This window comes from Pseudomonas sp. SDO5215_S409 (assembly GCF_054071325.1).
In genome coordinates this window covers 132,542-146,088 of record NZ_JBSVWN010000004.1, presented here as the reverse complement: position 1 = coordinate 146,088, position 13,547 = coordinate 132,542, and the positions used below count along the sequence as shown (strand labels likewise).

At 60.6% G+C, this 13,547-nt stretch carries 12 protein-coding genes; 1 reads left to right on the top strand and 11 read right to left on the bottom strand.

All coding sequences use genetic code 11. The features are described 5' to 3' along the window. Nucleotides 1-95 precede the first annotated feature (95 nt). The 4 genes from cysC to ACW9H9_RS03440 all read right to left on the bottom strand — a co-directional run bounded on the left by cysC (nucleotide 96) and on the right by ACW9H9_RS03440 (nucleotide 4,550). Nucleotides 96-704 (bottom strand): adenylyl-sulfate kinase, encoded by a 609-nt coding sequence (cysC, locus tag ACW9H9_RS03455; protein ID WP_457341612.1) that lies wholly within the window; start codon nucleotides 702-704, stop codon nucleotides 96-98. Beyond that, nucleotides 697-1,401, bottom strand: a complete 705-nt coding sequence (locus tag ACW9H9_RS03450; protein WP_457341611.1) for a sulfotransferase family 2 domain-containing protein — start codon at nucleotides 1,399-1,401, stop codon at nucleotides 697-699. The genes cysC and ACW9H9_RS03450 overlap by 8 nt, the downstream gene beginning before the upstream one ends. A 152-nt stretch (nucleotides 1,402-1,553) precedes the next feature. Then, on the bottom strand, nucleotides 1,554-3,362 hold the full coding sequence (msbA, locus tag ACW9H9_RS03445) for a lipid A export permease/ATP-binding protein MsbA (RefSeq protein ID WP_457341610.1): 1,809 nt from the start codon (nucleotides 3,360-3,362) through the stop codon (nucleotides 1,554-1,556). A 15-nt stretch (nucleotides 3,363-3,377) separates the two neighbouring features. Next, entirely contained in the window at nucleotides 3,378-4,550 is a 1,173-nt protein-coding gene (locus ACW9H9_RS03440) for an O-antigen ligase family protein (protein WP_457341609.1), read from the bottom strand. 148 nt (nucleotides 4,551-4,698) lie between these two features. Between ACW9H9_RS03440 and ACW9H9_RS03435 the strand changes: the two genes are divergently transcribed. Further along, a complete protein-coding gene (locus ACW9H9_RS03435) occupies nucleotides 4,699-5,265 on the top strand; it encodes a toluene tolerance protein (protein ID WP_457341608.1) in 567 nt (188 codons plus the stop codon). Here ACW9H9_RS03435 and ACW9H9_RS03430 read toward each other — a convergent pair. The 7 genes from ACW9H9_RS03430 to ACW9H9_RS03400 form a co-directional block, all read right to left on the bottom strand. Next, nucleotides 5,251-6,351: a glycosyltransferase gene (locus tag ACW9H9_RS03430; RefSeq protein ID WP_457341607.1), complete on the bottom strand. Its 1,101-nt coding sequence runs from the start codon at nucleotides 6,349-6,351 to the stop codon at nucleotides 5,251-5,253. The genes ACW9H9_RS03435 and ACW9H9_RS03430 overlap by 15 nt on opposite strands. Nucleotides 6,352-6,400: 49 nt before the next feature. Beyond that, nucleotides 6,401-7,162: a glycosyltransferase family 2 protein gene (locus ACW9H9_RS03425; protein WP_457341606.1), complete on the bottom strand. Its 762-nt coding sequence runs from the start codon at nucleotides 7,160-7,162 to the stop codon at nucleotides 6,401-6,403. A 50-nt stretch (nucleotides 7,163-7,212) separates the two neighbouring features. Further along, nucleotides 7,213-8,169, bottom strand: a complete 957-nt coding sequence (locus ACW9H9_RS03420; protein ID WP_457341605.1) for a glycosyltransferase family protein — start codon at nucleotides 8,167-8,169, stop codon at nucleotides 7,213-7,215. Nucleotides 8,170-8,243: 74 nt separating this feature from the next. Further along, nucleotides 8,244-9,659, bottom strand: coding sequence for a PIG-L deacetylase family protein (locus ACW9H9_RS03415; protein ID WP_457341604.1), 1,416 nt, complete (start codon nucleotides 9,657-9,659; stop codon nucleotides 8,244-8,246). Next, nucleotides 9,656-10,552 (bottom strand): antimicrobial resistance protein Mig-14, encoded by an 897-nt coding sequence (locus ACW9H9_RS03410; protein ID WP_457341603.1) that lies wholly within the window; start codon nucleotides 10,550-10,552, stop codon nucleotides 9,656-9,658. The genes ACW9H9_RS03415 and ACW9H9_RS03410 overlap by 4 nt, the downstream gene beginning before the upstream one ends. Then, nucleotides 10,552-11,682: a glycosyltransferase gene (locus tag ACW9H9_RS03405; RefSeq protein WP_457341602.1), complete on the bottom strand. Its 1,131-nt coding sequence runs from the start codon at nucleotides 11,680-11,682 to the stop codon at nucleotides 10,552-10,554. The genes ACW9H9_RS03410 and ACW9H9_RS03405 overlap by 1 nt, the downstream gene beginning before the upstream one ends. After that, nucleotides 11,666-13,423: a carbamoyltransferase family protein gene (locus tag ACW9H9_RS03400; protein WP_457341601.1), complete on the bottom strand. Its 1,758-nt coding sequence runs from the start codon at nucleotides 13,421-13,423 to the stop codon at nucleotides 11,666-11,668. Before ACW9H9_RS03400 ends, ACW9H9_RS03405 begins: the two co-directional genes overlap by 17 nt. Between the last annotated feature and the right edge of the window lie 124 nt (nucleotides 13,424-13,547).

Here is a 13,547-nt window from a genome sequence, read left to right as displayed (position 1 = left end):
CCCACATACAAAATGAACAGGGGCGCGATATTAGCACAGGGTGAGCGCTGGCTCGTTCCAGAGCGTTATACGGAATGCATCTGCCCGGCAGTCGCTCATTTTTTGAACAAGCACGCCAATATGTGCTGGACCGCGTCGGCCAACTCCACTTCATCGGTGTTGACTTCACAGTCGGCCGCCAGCGGCGCCTCGTAGGGGCTGTCCAGCCCGGTGAAGTCCTTGATACGCCCGGCCAGCGCGGCCTGGTACAGGCCTTTGGGGTCGCGGCGGGCACAGACATCGAACGGCGTACTCACGTAGACCTCAAAGAACTGCCGGGCCCCGAACAGCGCCTTGGCAGTGGCGCGATCAGCCCTAAAGGGCGAGATCGCCGACACAATCACGACCAGCCCCGCCTCGACCATCAGCCGCGCGACCTCTCCGATACGCCGGATATTTTCCTTGCGCGCCGCATCGCCCATGCCCAGGTCATTGCACAGGCCGGCGCGCAAGTTGTCGCCGTCGAGCACAAAGGTATGGCACCCCTGCTCGTGGAGCTGCATTTCCAGGGCGTTGGCCAGGGTCGACTTGCCAGCACCCGACAACCCGGTCAACCACAGGCAGCACGGTTGCTGGTGCTTGAGTGCCGCACGGGCGGCGGCGGGCAACGACAACGCGAAAGGGCGAATCGCCAGCGGGGCGATGGAGGCAGACGACTTATTCATAACCCAGTACCTCGTAGTCACGTTGATAGGCACGCCTGACCAAGCGGCGCGTACGCACGGAGCAAAACTCTCTGGCGGGCGCATTACGCCGCGTCAGGGAGCCGTTCAAGTGAGGCAGTGATGCGTTGATACCCAAGCGTTCGCACACGTGCTGGAAGTCCTGGAGCAGGTGTTCCTGGCGACCGAGAAAATCCATGGACATACGGCCCATGCCATCCACCAGAAAATCAGCCTGGGGCGCGAAGTGCAGTTGCCGGCAGAGGTTGTCCGGATGCAGCCAGCGCCGCACGAAATCATCAAAGTCCCGATAACCGCTGACCAATGCCTGGGCCTCGCGATCACGGGCATTGAGGTGATTACCGCGCAAAAAGGCGTAGGCCGAATAGGCACGCTCCAGCGGGTCACGGACAAAGGCAAACTTGAAGCTGTTCGCGCAGTGTTCGGGGAACTGTTGCTGGTACCAGTAGTACGGCAGGTGCCCCGCGCCCTTGTCGTCGAAAAGCGCCGAGCACAGGCTGCTACCGGCGCATTTGGGCACGTGGATAAAGACGCACGAATGACGAACGAAGGCCGGCGGGAGCGCAATGACTGCCGAGAGGGATTTGTTTACCGCCTGGCGGTCAACCACGGATAAGCGGCCCAGCAAAAAAGCCCGCTGGTCTTTGGGAAGCAGCTTCCAGAACAGACGTTGCAACATTCCATTACCCACGCGAGAAGGTTAACCCCCTCGTTCACGACTGAATCGGAGGGGGTCAACATAACAAACGCGGTGCGTGGAATTATTTGGTGATGGTCAAGTTTGTAAAGCCCTTGATACAAAGCGCGGGGCGCGTTGCACGCCCCGTCTCATCAGGCGATCCCGGCTGTCTCGGACTCGTCCAGCCCCATCGCGTGCAGGCGCGAGTAGTAGCCGCCCATGGCCAGCAATTCGACATGCGTCCCACGCTCGACAATCTCGCCGTGGTCCATTACCAGAATCAGGTCCGCCTTTTCGATGGTCGACAGCCGATGGGCGATGACCAGCGTGGTACGGCCCTTCATGACCTTGTCCAACGCCGCCTGGATATACCGCTCGGACTCAGTGTCGAGGGCCGAAGTCGCCTCGTCCAGAATCAGCAGCGGTGAGTTTTTCAACAGGGCACGCGCAATCGCCAGACGCTGGCGCTGGCCGCCCGAGAGGAGCACGCCGTTTTCACCCACCTCGGTGTCGAGGCCTTGGGGCAGCTCGGCAATGAAGTCCATGGCGTAAGCGTCCCGCGCCGCTTTTTCGATGTCCTCACGGGGAGCACCGGCCAGGTCGCCGTAAGCGATGTTGTTGGCCACCGTGTCGTTGAACAACGTCACGTGCTGGGTAACTTGGGCGACATGTCGGCGCAGGTTGCGCAGGCGGTAGTCTTCGATTTCGACGTCGTCGAGAAGAATTTCGCCGGTATCGTGGTGATAGAAGCGGGGGATGAGGTTGGCCAGCGTCGACTTGCCGCTGCCCGAACGCCCTACCAGGGCAATCATTTGGCCGGGGGAGGCGCTGAAGGTGATGTTTTTCAGCACTTCACGATCGGCGCCCGGGTATTTGAAGCTCAGGTTGCGCACATCGAGGCGCCCGCTGAGCTGTTCGCGCTCCACGGTGCCGGTGTCCACTTCAGGCGGGACGTCCAGCTGTTCAAAAATGCTTTCTGCACCGGCCACGCCCTTCTGGATGGTCGAGCTGACTTCCGACAGCTGGCGGATCGGCTTGGGCAGCAGGCCCGCTGCCGTGATATACGCCACCAGGTCACCCGCCGTCGAATCACCCCGCAGGTACAGCACCAGAAACATCAAGGCGGCCATGGCGGTGTAGATAACCAGTTGCAGCATGGGGGTGTAGACCGCGCCGGTCTTGTTCATGCGTAACTGTTTTTCGGTGTTGCCCTGGCTCGCGGCGGCAAAACGCCGTTCTTCATAGCTTTCGCCACCAAAGCTGCGGACCACGCGGTAACCCTGGATGGTTTCAGAGGCGACATGGGTCACATCGCCCATCGCAACCTGGATCTTCTTGCTCTGCTTGCGGAATTTCTTGCTGGTGCTGCTGACCATCAAGGCGATCACCGGCATGATCGCCAGCATGACCAAGGTCAGTGTCCAGTTCATCCACAAGAGGTAACCAAACAGAAAGACCACGGTCAGGCCTTCCCGGATCACGACCTTGATCGCATCCGTCGCCGCGCCAGTGACCATCGTCACGTTGAAGGTGATACGGGAAATGAGGTGACCGGAGTTGTGGGTATCGAAATAACGGTTGGGCAGTACCAACAACTTGTTGAACAGTTCGACCCGCAGGTCATGGACCAGGCCCAGGGAAACCTTGGCCAGATAATAATTGCCCAGAAACGACCCCAAGCCCTGCCAAGCGGCGATCAGGATGATCAGCAGCGGCACGGCCATCAACAATTTGAGGTCTTTCAAGTACGCGATATGGGGAAAGAGCACCGCATCGGGGTTGCTCAAACCGTCTACGAAGTACTTGAGGATCCCGGCGAGCATCGGCTGGGTGGAAGCGAAGATCACAAAACCCACGATACTGAGCAGGAACATGCCGATATACGGCTTCACATACCCCAACAGCCGGAAATAAATTTTCAGGCTGGATTCCTGTTCCGCTTTGGGCGGTGCGTCACTCATCGTAGAGCTCACTGATTAGGTAGGAAGGCGAACTTTATCACAAGCGCTCTGCCCCATCCGTGCCCAGACCAAAACGCTGGCCAACGCCACCGGCAGCCAGGTGATGAACCACTCGGCCCGTGGCGTGCCGGTGAGGTTCGCGGCATCTAGCTGCATGGCCAGGAACGAAAACACCCACATGCCCAGAACCCCTCTGCCGTACTGCGTGTCCCGGGCCTTCCAGGCTTGCCACAACACGCCGAACCACACGCCACACCACAACAACAGCCCTGGGATGCCCAACTCGATGGTGATATGCGTGAACAAATTATGGGAGTGGTCAAAGTAAAGGTTATCGGCAAATACCTTGTAATCACCGCCCAGTCCCAGGCCGGTCCAGGGGTGCTCGGCAATCATCTGCAGGCTGGCCATGAAAATCTGCGGCCGGAACGACATGCCGCGAGCCAGCATCAATGACTCCATGGACGCAAACACCGCCGCGGCCACAAGGATCGCCGTACCGGCAAGCACCACGCTGAGCCGATCACGGCACCACAGCGGCATGCCCACGACACTCACAAACAGCGCGGCGGCTGCGCCTCGGCTCTGGCTCATCACCACAAAAAGCCCAAGCAAGCCCAACGCCAACAACCAGACGCCCTGCATCGCCCGACCGCGTGGTATCCAATGCAGCATCCATACGGCGGCAACACCGATGACGTAGGCGCCAAGAATCGGGTGAGACAGTTGCCCCAACCCCTCAAGACGGCCAATCCAGGGGTTACCCTCAATGCCGTAAAACTTGATGATTGCAATTAATGAAGACAGCGCCAGGCCCAACCCGCCCCACTGCATGAAACGGATGACGCGCTCGGGCCGCGCGTCGGCAAACACCGGAAAAAACAGCAGGAACACCGCGATGTACAGCATGCGCTTGGCTTCGCGGGAAGGGTCTTGAACGTTGGTCCATGACAGGCTGATGCTACCCCACACCGCCAGCAACAGAATCATCAGGCAAATGAACCATTGCGCCCGCCACACTTGCTTGAGCCGCTCGCGGGCCGACCAGGCAAAGACCATTGCCGGCACCCATAGAAAAACAGTCAATCCCTGTTGATAGATCTTGTTGGTGGGCGCAAAGGCTATCGCCAATAAAAACCAGAGCAATCCAATCATCATCCAGACCTGCGCCCAACGTCTTGCCTGCATCCATCTGCTCCTTAAACGGGCCACCTGCCAAACCGGCATGGTTAAAACCCAAAACTTTCGGCATGATTGCCGACCACTGCGCCCGCGACTCCTACAAGGCTTTACGACGATGCGATGTTCAAGGCTTCCCCAAGCCACATTAACCACGATGACTGAAGGCGCCAGAATTCTGGAAGCCGACAGCTATGGCCCCAAAGTCTACCTGCTGGCGGATGGCAATATCCTCAAACTCTTCCGCCGCAAGCGCCTTTTTTCTTCCGCTTTGTTTCGCCCGTACTCCAGGCGCTTCATTGACAACGCGGCAGAGCTGCAAAAGCGTGGCATCCCGACACTCACCGTGCTTGAGTTTTTCCGGTTACCCACCCCAGGCATGACGGCGGTGCTCTACCAGCCGCTCGCGGGTGAAACGTTGCGCAAAATTGCGGACCAGGAAGGATTCGACTGGCACCAGAACCTGGGGCCGCTGGTTGCACTGATTCGTCGGCTACACCGTGCAGGCATCTACTTTCGCTCGCTGCACCTGGGCAACATCGTCGTGACGCCCGATAACGAAATGGGCCTGATTGACGTGGCCGATATGCGTTTTTTGCGGGCACCCTTGAGCCCCGCGATGGTCAAGCGCAACGTGCAACATTTCGCGCGGTATATCGCCCGGGAAAACCTCAACGAAGACTTTCCCTTGCAGGCCTTGCAACAGGCGCTACTGGCGAGCTGACAACAGCGCCTGCGCCGTGTCGGTAAAGTCTGCCCAGGCCTGCTCCGGCGCCAGCGCCTGCAACTGGCGGGCAGCGATGGCATCGGGAGAAGAGGCCAGGGCCTGCTCGATCACCTGGCTCCAGGCACAGGCATCGTCGGCAGGTGCATAGCACCCCGCCTCGGCCAACTGCTCGCGAAACACCGCCAGTTCGCTGGTCAACACAGGCACACCCGCCATCACGGCCTCTTGCAGAATCAAGCCCAAGCCCTCTTCGGACGATGGCACTGCCACCCAGTCAAAGGCGCGATAAAGCGTCGGCGCCTCCGTCAGGTGCCCGGTAAGCACGACTTTTGTGTGTAAACCAAGGTCTGCGATACGCGCTTCAAGGCGCTCTCGAGCCGTGCCCTCACCAATGATCACCAACCGTGCGTCGGGCCAGCGCGGCGAGATGTCAGCAAATGCATCCAGCAAGCAGAGAAACCCCTTGCTGTGCACCAATCGCCCCACGGCGCCCAATACCTGCACGCCCTCCACTGGCAGGCCGAGGCGACTGCGCGCCTGCTCTCGGCTCTGCATCGAGGTGCGGAAAGCGGCCGGGTCGAAAGCACTGCGCAACACCGTGACCGGTCGCTGCAGGTTATCTTCCAGGGATTGGGCCAGGGTCTGCGACACCGCCGCCACCGTGAGGCGGGCATAGGAAAACCGGTCGAACAGTTTGCGGTCCTTGCAGCGCAGGTTCGAGGCCCCGTGAAAGAGCACCACGGCCCGCACCTGCGGCAAATCCTTGAGTAGTGGCAAAATGACTCGCGCCACCCCCAGGCCGTCCAGCAGCACCACCTCAAGATCCGCCGGTAGCGCTTTTTTGAAGCGGGCGCGCATGCAGAAGGCCATTAGCTTCCACAGATACCGCCCCTTGAGCCGCTCGGACGACAAATTCCACTCAACGGCCTGGTCATCGACATGCTCGCCCTCGACACCCCCGCCGCGCAGCAGCCAGGTATGAAGTGGCATCCGGGCATCAGCCTGCAGCAGGATCTGATGATGAACCTTGTGCACCGAGGAGAACGCAGAACCACCGGCCCACATGATGTTGAGGATGCTCATTGAGGAATCATGACCTTCTACGCCGTTAGGGAGACTTGATGTAAATGACTCAGTGAACCCACCACCCGATGCAAACCCCCAGCACCAACATCAGGGCCAGCTTGACCCGCTCGCGCCGCTTGCGTCGCTGCTTGTTGAGGCGCTCAGCCGCCGTGTGCACATGCAGGCCAAAACCGGTATGCAACACAGCATCGCCTTCAAGCGTGACGGCCGTCAGGTTCAATTCGGCATAACGCCGCGACAGTCCTTTTTCTCCATCAAACCCTGCGTAGGGCGAGCACAACCGGTACTCCTTGATGCGGCGCAGCCCGGGGTTGAGCGAGAAGGCCTGCCACTCCGGTTTGTCGGATATCAGTGGGTAGCATGGCACTGTACCGATCAACTCCCGCGACCCCAAATGAATATAGGGACTGTGCACCTGTAAATCGTAAACAAAATTGCGCAACCAGACTTGAAGGATGTCGGGACGCAGCTCCAGAACCTGCCGGGAGTCTTCGACAAAGCCTGGGCGATAAAACTCCCAATCGTCTTCGCAGTGAAAGATATAGGGGGTCTTCACTGACTCGTAGGCCAGGTCGATCGACGCCAACTGCCCCAGTTTCGGACGGTTGACCATAAAGGTGCAGTGCTCTTTCCAATGTTCTGGAACAACGCTGCGCACGGCATCATCACCGGAGTCTTCCGTAATGAAGACCTCGCGAATGGGCGCGGTATTGAAACGGTCAAAGCTTTCCAGCGTACGTTTGAGCAAGTCAAAACGGCCGCAGCTCGTCACCACCAATGTAATGTCACTTTGATTAGAGAACTGCACTTGGCTCACTTCATCTTATGTAGCCATCATTGATGGCCGGTAAAAGGACGTCAAACACCCAGTTTTAAGCGCAACCGCGCCAACAGGCTCAACGGTGCGCGGGGCCGCAAGGGCGGCTGGAGTGCTTCGACAATGCGTTGGCCGATACGGGCAAAACTGAACTGGCTGACCGCCAGCTCCCGACCGTTCCGAGCGATATCTGCTGCTTTTTGTGGGTTGGCCCGAAGTTCAGCCAACTTCTTCTGCAACTGCGCAACATCTTGGTAAAGCACCACGTTGACCATGTCCCTGAAACCCAGAGCTTCGTTTTCCGCAGCCCCCTGGTCAAACGCCAACAACACACAACCACAGGCCATGGCCTCGAAGTTTTTAATCATGTACTCGCCCATGCCCACATCGGCACTGACGAAAAAGCGGATCCGGTTGAGTGTCGCACAATACTCCTCACCGGACTTGGTGCGCGTGACCACCAACGGTTCGACCTGCGCCAGCTCGTCCAGCAACGCCTTGCGCCCGCTGTAGGCCACGCTGTTGGTGCTGCCGACAAAGGCCAGCTCGATATCGCGCGGGCGCTCCTGCGCTTGCAGCAGTGTCTGATCGTAGCCCTTGGGCACAAACACCGCATCAAAGCCTTCCTGACGCAAGCGTTGCGCCACCATGTGGCCAGAGCTGATGACACGCGCCCAAGGCAGGCGGCGGTAATGCGCGCTGAACTTGCCGGTGTATTTGCACACGATGTAATTCTGGTAGGCATCGTGCTCAAGAATCACAAGGTTGGGAAGGGTACGAATAAATCCGACCTGGCGGATTTCCTGCTTGAAGCGCAGAAAAAAGACGATCCGGTCATAACGGCTCACGTCCACTTCACGCCGGAAATAACGACGCAGGTTGCGCTGCTCGTCACTGCTCAGCCAGCGCGTGTCACATTCGCAATGTTCGGCGATGCCGTCATACAAACGATCCAGAATGGCCCGCTGTTCCTTTTGCACCAGAAACAAAACTTTCATCATCTTCCTTTACACGCTGACCCGTGCGACAAAACCTGAATGCCCCCCGGTGGACACAAGGCCGTGGCCCCGCTTCACAACCGCCAGAACAGCTCATGACGCCGCACTGCCTTGCGGAAAAATTCGTTTTCGCCATAGGGCGAGCCAACGCGACCGGCGAACCAGCGCTGCAAAAAGCGCCGTACACGCCGCTTGAACGGGGCTGGCGGCTGCAGGTCATGCATCATCCCCAGCGCCATGGCCTTGTCATGCTGTTGCGCGCGCGACAGTGTCAGACAGTAGGGGTGCAGGGGCTGAGCATCATCGAACAACGGCGGCAGGGCAATCCCCGCGCCTGAATCGCCCATGGGCCAGCGGTCGTTGTCATGTAAATGGTTGGCGTAACCCAGCAAGGTCGTCGGCTGCCACTCCAGGCCCTGCAACGCCTCCATGACCGCCTGCTGCGCGCAGATATGGTCTGGGTGAGGATCCAGCACCGGATGCGGCAGCACAATAATCTGCGGCCGCGCCAGCAACAAAAGCTGACGCAGGTCGGCCAGCAAGTTGTTCCACGTCGCAAGGCCGTCAACGTCCGCCGGCAAGGCAAAGGGATTGAGTTGCCGAAACAGGCGCACATCCGAGAGGTCGGCCTCACGGGACGCGACCGGCTGGTCGGGTGCAGCCTTCATCGCCGCCAGTTGCAGGCAGAAATAGCCCAACTGAACGATGTGTTCCTGCGCCACCCCGGCCCAGCGCGGCACGGCAATGCTGTCCCAGGCCCGCAGGCGCCCTTTCAGGCGCGAGGCCTCGTCCTGATTCAACCCCATGTGCCGGTAATGCTCGGCTTCGATTTCGCCCGCCGTCAGCGTCACGATCCATGGCTGCTGCGCCCGGCTGTAAAGACCGAAGGCTGCAAGCTCCGCATCGTCGGCATGCGGAGCAATCACCATCACCCGCTGCGCGTCAGCGTCAGGCTCAGCCCAGGCCCACAGCCTCGGAACACCCTTTAACCGGCAAAAACGCCCGCTCACACGTAGCTCACCTGCGCACAGCGCGGGCGCCAGGCCACTGAGGTTGAGGTAACGTACACCGTTTATCCCACGCTCAAACGCCTGCCGGTCGACCTGCTCGCCACCCGACAGCACCACCGCCGGGTCCAGGAAGCGCCCGAGCCAGGCGCTTTTGACCTCGATCGCCAGCACCAGCGTCGCCTGTGCATCCAGTGCCTGGGGGCCATCAAGCAACAGCCGCCCGCCCTCCAAGCGCACACCTGCCACCTCGGCCTGCGGCGCAAAACCGTAGCGGTAATCTTCATTGGCGCGGTAAAACAAATGGTCGGCAAACCATGCCTCATGGGCGACCCACGCCAGCACCACCAGCAGTAACGGCCACCACCAGGCGCCCCACACACCGATCAGCACCAGCAACACCAAACCTGCCAGCAACGCAACACGCTTGTTACGCCGATGCCGCTTGAGCAGCACCTGCTTACGACTCGGGGACTGATTCATACCTTGAACACCGGCACAGGGTTACACCAACGGTCTTTATACTCGCGGTCCGCACGCCCAAACGAAAACCTGAGCGGCTTGCCCAGCGCGCGCGCGTGTTCCCAGGCGCTTTGGGTATTGAGAAAGCTCAATACGCTGCCCGGGCTGAACTCGCGGGTTTGCGGGTCTACACCGCCATTGACGTACTCGACGCTGATCCATTCGGGCGCCTCCACGCGATAAACCAACTGCACCGCGATGGGTGCGTCGTTGAGGAAGATCACCGAGCCGATCAAGAATTCGCGCAACAGCTCGATCACCTCGGCCATCCGTTGCGCGCCGGTCGCGGCAAAGCCCCAGCGGCGCTGGAACAGGTCGCAGTAGATAGCCGCCAGTTCCTGGCTGGACAACTCAGCCACCGCCCGTACCACGCCGCCCGCTTCTTCGAGCAGGCGCAATTCGCGGCGCTGGTTGTAGCGAAATTTTTTCGACAGTTCTTCAGGCGTACGCGCCATCGCCAGTTGTTCGGCTTGTGGCGCAAGGCCCGCAAAGCGGCCTTCGTTCAGGGCCGACAGGTAGCGTGCACGGTGGCGCAAGGGGGCTTGAACATCCGCTGCGGCGGGCAGGATCAGTTCGGCGTTGCCCAGGTCAAACAGGCCTTTTTTGCCGTGCCGCTTGAGCACGTCCTTGGACAAGGCCAGGTCACGGCCCCAGGTGGCAATCGACGCCTTGAGCTCTCCGCCTTGCTCCCAAGCCAGGTAACGCACGGGAATATCGGCCAACTGCGCCAGGCGTTCGACCACCTGAGGGTGGGTCGCGACGCTGCCGCCAAAACGCTGCCAGGCCTCGCTGTACGCACGCGCGTCCACAACGGACCAGCCACGTTCCCGCCAGCCTTGGAATCGGTTGAGCATCAGGACCTCGCGGCCAGTTCGGTAACCTGAGGCAGGCCCCAGAACGTCTCGTGCACGGCCTGATCCGAAAAGCGCAGACGCAGGCGCTCCAGCATCAGTTCGCTGCATTGCTGGCGCTGGCCACGGTCCATGGCAGCCAGGTGCAGCAGGCCTTGGGCCAGAGGCTCGGCGTCGCCGAAGGGAAACATAATGCCCACCCCCTCGACCACTTCACGCGCACCGCCACAGCCGGTGGCCAGCAGCGGTACACCGGCGGCCATGGCCTCCAGCAACACCATGCCAAAAGGCTCGTGATCGGAGCTCAGGGCAAAGGCATCGAAGGCGCGGAAATAACGCCGGGCGTCCGGCACCTGGCCTAAAAACAGCACGCGATCGGCAATCCCCAGCTCATGCGCCAGCGCCTTGAGGTCGTGCTCTAGCCGCCCCTTGCCCAGGATGGCCAGGCGGCTCTCGGCGGGCAAGCGCGGCAAGGCCAGCGCAAAGCCCTTGATCAGCGTGGCCTGGTCCTTGTCCGGGTGCAGGCGGCCGACATTGCCGACCACCCATTCGTCCGGCGACAGGCCCAGCACGTCGCGGGCTTCTTCGGCCGGCACCTGGATCGCCTGCAACGCGTCTACGTCAATGCGGTTGTACAGGGTCTGGATACGCGCCGCTGGCCAGGCTGGCAGGCAGCTGCGCATTTCATCGCGGACCGCATCCGACACCGCCAGCAAGCTCAGGCGCTTACGGAAAATAGTCGCAAACAACCGGCGGCCACGGCGCTGGTAATCACCAAAGGCGTGGTGCACGCCAATCACCGGCAGCCGCGTGCCCAACAGGGCGATGTAGATCGGCTTGAAGCGGTGGGCAATACACAAACTGAAGTTGCGCGACGCGGCGATCTTGCGCAGTTCCCGGATGGCCCCCAGCTTGAGGCCACGAATGGCCTTGGAGCTGAATTCCATGAACAGCACCTCGTCGGAGGCACAACCGGCCGCCACGTCAGGGTCGGCAACCCCGGTGAGAAACACCGTGGTCACCTTGTAGCCGGAGCCTGCGAACAGGCTGGCGTATTGCCGCGCACAGTCGAGGAACGGCCCGTCATAGCCGTGGCAGAACTGCAGGACGTGGCGATCAGCCGACCGTGTCATAAGGGTCCACGCCGTCCTTGACCACCAGAATGTCTTCCATGATCAGATACTGCAGGTCGGAGCCAAAGAACATGTTCAGCGCGTCGGTCGGCGAGCAGATCATCGCCTCACCGCGACGGTTGAGCGAGGTGTTGAGCGACACGCCGTTGCCGGTCAGCACTTCCAACTCTTTCATCATGTCGTAGTAGCGCGGGTTGTATTCGCGCTTGAGCACCTGGGCGCGGGACGTGCCGTCTTCGTGGACCACTTCCGGCACGCGGGTTTTCCACTCTTCAGCCACTTCAAACGTGAAGGTCATGAACGGCGCCGGGTGGTCGACCTTGATCATCTGCGGGGCCACGGTGTCGAGCATCGACGGGCAGAAAGGCCTCCAGCGCTCACGGAACTTGATCTGGTGGTTGATGCGGTCCGCCACGCCCGTGGCGCTCGGGCAGCCGATGATCGAACGACCACCCAATGCACGCGGACCGAACTCCATACGGCCCTGGAACCAGGCCACCGGGTTGCCGTCGACCATGATCTTGGCGATGCGCTGCGGCATGTTCTCGATCTTGCGCCAGTTCGGCTTGCTCGCGTGACGGGCGCAGGCGGCGATCACGTCTTCGTTGCTGTAGGACGGGCCGAGGTAGACGTGTTCCATCTTCTCCACCGGCACGCCGCGCGCGTGAGACACGTAGGCCGCGGCCCCGACGGCCGTCCCCGCATCGCCCGACGCAGGCTGCACGAACAGCTCCTTGACGTCGTCACGCGCGATGATCTTCTGGTTCAGCTTGACGTTCAGCGCGCAGCCGCCCGCAAAGGCCAGCTTGCCGGTGTCCTTGAGGATGTCGCCCAGGTAGTGGTCGATCATCTGCAAGGCCAGCTTCTCGAACAACGCCTGCATGCTGGCCGCGTAGTGGATGTACGGCTCGTCGGCGATGTCGCCTTCGCGCTTAGGCCCCAGCCACTCGATCAGTTTTGGCGAGAAGTAAAAGCCCTTGCCCTTCTCTTTATAACGACGCAGGCCGATGACGTTGGCGTATTCGGTGTTGATCACCAGCTCGCCGTTTTCAAACGAGGCCAGGCGCGAGAAGTCGTACTTGCTCGCATCGCCATACGGCGCCATGCCCATGACCTTGAATTCGCCGTCGAGCATCTCGAAGCCCAGGAACTCGGTGATTGCGCCGTACAGGCCGCCCAGGGAGTCCGGGTCGTAGAACTCCTTGAGCTTGTGGATCTTGCCGTTTTCGCCATAGCCAAAAAAGGTAGTGGCGTATTCGCCCTTGCCGTCGATGCCCAGGATCGCGGTTTTTTCCTGGAAGCCCGAGCAGTGGTAGGCGCTGGAGGCGTGGGCCAGGTGGTGTTCCACCGGCTCGATCTTGATTTTCTTCGGGTCGAAGCCCAGTTGCTCCAGGCACCAGACGATCTTGTTGCGGTAGCGTTTATAGCGACGGTTGCCCATCAGGATCGCGTCCAGGGCGCGGTCCGGGGCGTACCAGTAACGCTTGGCGTAGTGCCAGCGGGCCTCGCCGAACAAGCTGATCGGGGCGAACGGGATCGCGACCACGTCAACGTCGGAAGGCTTGATGCCGGCTTGTTCCAGGCAGAACTTCGCCGATTCGTAGGGCATGCGGTTCTTTGCATGCTTGTCGCGTACAAAACGCTCTTCTTCAGCGGCCGCGATCAGCTTGCCGTCGATGTACAGGGCAGCGGAGGGATCATGGCTAAGGGCGCCGGACAGGCCAAGAATCGTCAATGCCACAGGGGTCTAGCCTCTTTTAGTCTGCATGCAGGCGGGTAAATGCCTGAAAAAAGTGTGCCTCCCGCCTGGGCGAGAAACAGCTAAAGGGCGGGATTATAGCGTAAAAGCGCGGGGAAGCTTCTAG

Bases quoted from the DNA above. Each gene is read 5' to 3' on its own strand.
- cysC (WP_457341612.1), bottom strand. From the start codon at position 704: ATGAATAAGTCGTCTGCCTCCATCGCCCCGCTGGCGATTCGCCCTTTC.
- ACW9H9_RS03450 (WP_457341611.1), bottom strand. From the start codon at position 1,401: ATGTTGCAACGTCTGTTCTGGAAGCTGCTTCCCAAAGACCAGCGGGCT.
- msbA (WP_457341610.1), bottom strand. From the start codon at position 3,362: ATGAGTGACGCACCGCCCAAAGCGGAACAGGAATCCAGCCTGAAAATT.
- ACW9H9_RS03440 (WP_457341609.1), bottom strand. From the start codon at position 4,550: ATGCAGGCAAGACGTTGGGCGCAGGTCTGGATGATGATTGGATTGCTC.
- ACW9H9_RS03435 (WP_457341608.1), top strand. From the start codon at position 4,699: ATGACTGAAGGCGCCAGAATTCTGGAAGCCGACAGCTATGGCCCCAAA.
- ACW9H9_RS03430 (WP_457341607.1), bottom strand. From the start codon at position 6,351: ATGAGCATCCTCAACATCATGTGGGCCGGTGGTTCTGCGTTCTCCTCG.
- ACW9H9_RS03420 (WP_457341605.1), bottom strand. From the start codon at position 8,169: ATGAAAGTTTTGTTTCTGGTGCAAAAGGAACAGCGGGCCATTCTGGAT.
- ACW9H9_RS03415 (WP_457341604.1), bottom strand. From the start codon at position 9,659: ATGAATCAGTCCCCGAGTCGTAAGCAGGTGCTGCTCAAGCGGCATCGG.
- ACW9H9_RS03410 (WP_457341603.1), bottom strand. From the start codon at position 10,552: ATGCTCAACCGATTCCAAGGCTGGCGGGAACGTGGCTGGTCCGTTGTG.
- ACW9H9_RS03405 (WP_457341602.1), bottom strand. From the start codon at position 11,682: ATGACACGGTCGGCTGATCGCCACGTCCTGCAGTTCTGCCACGGCTAT.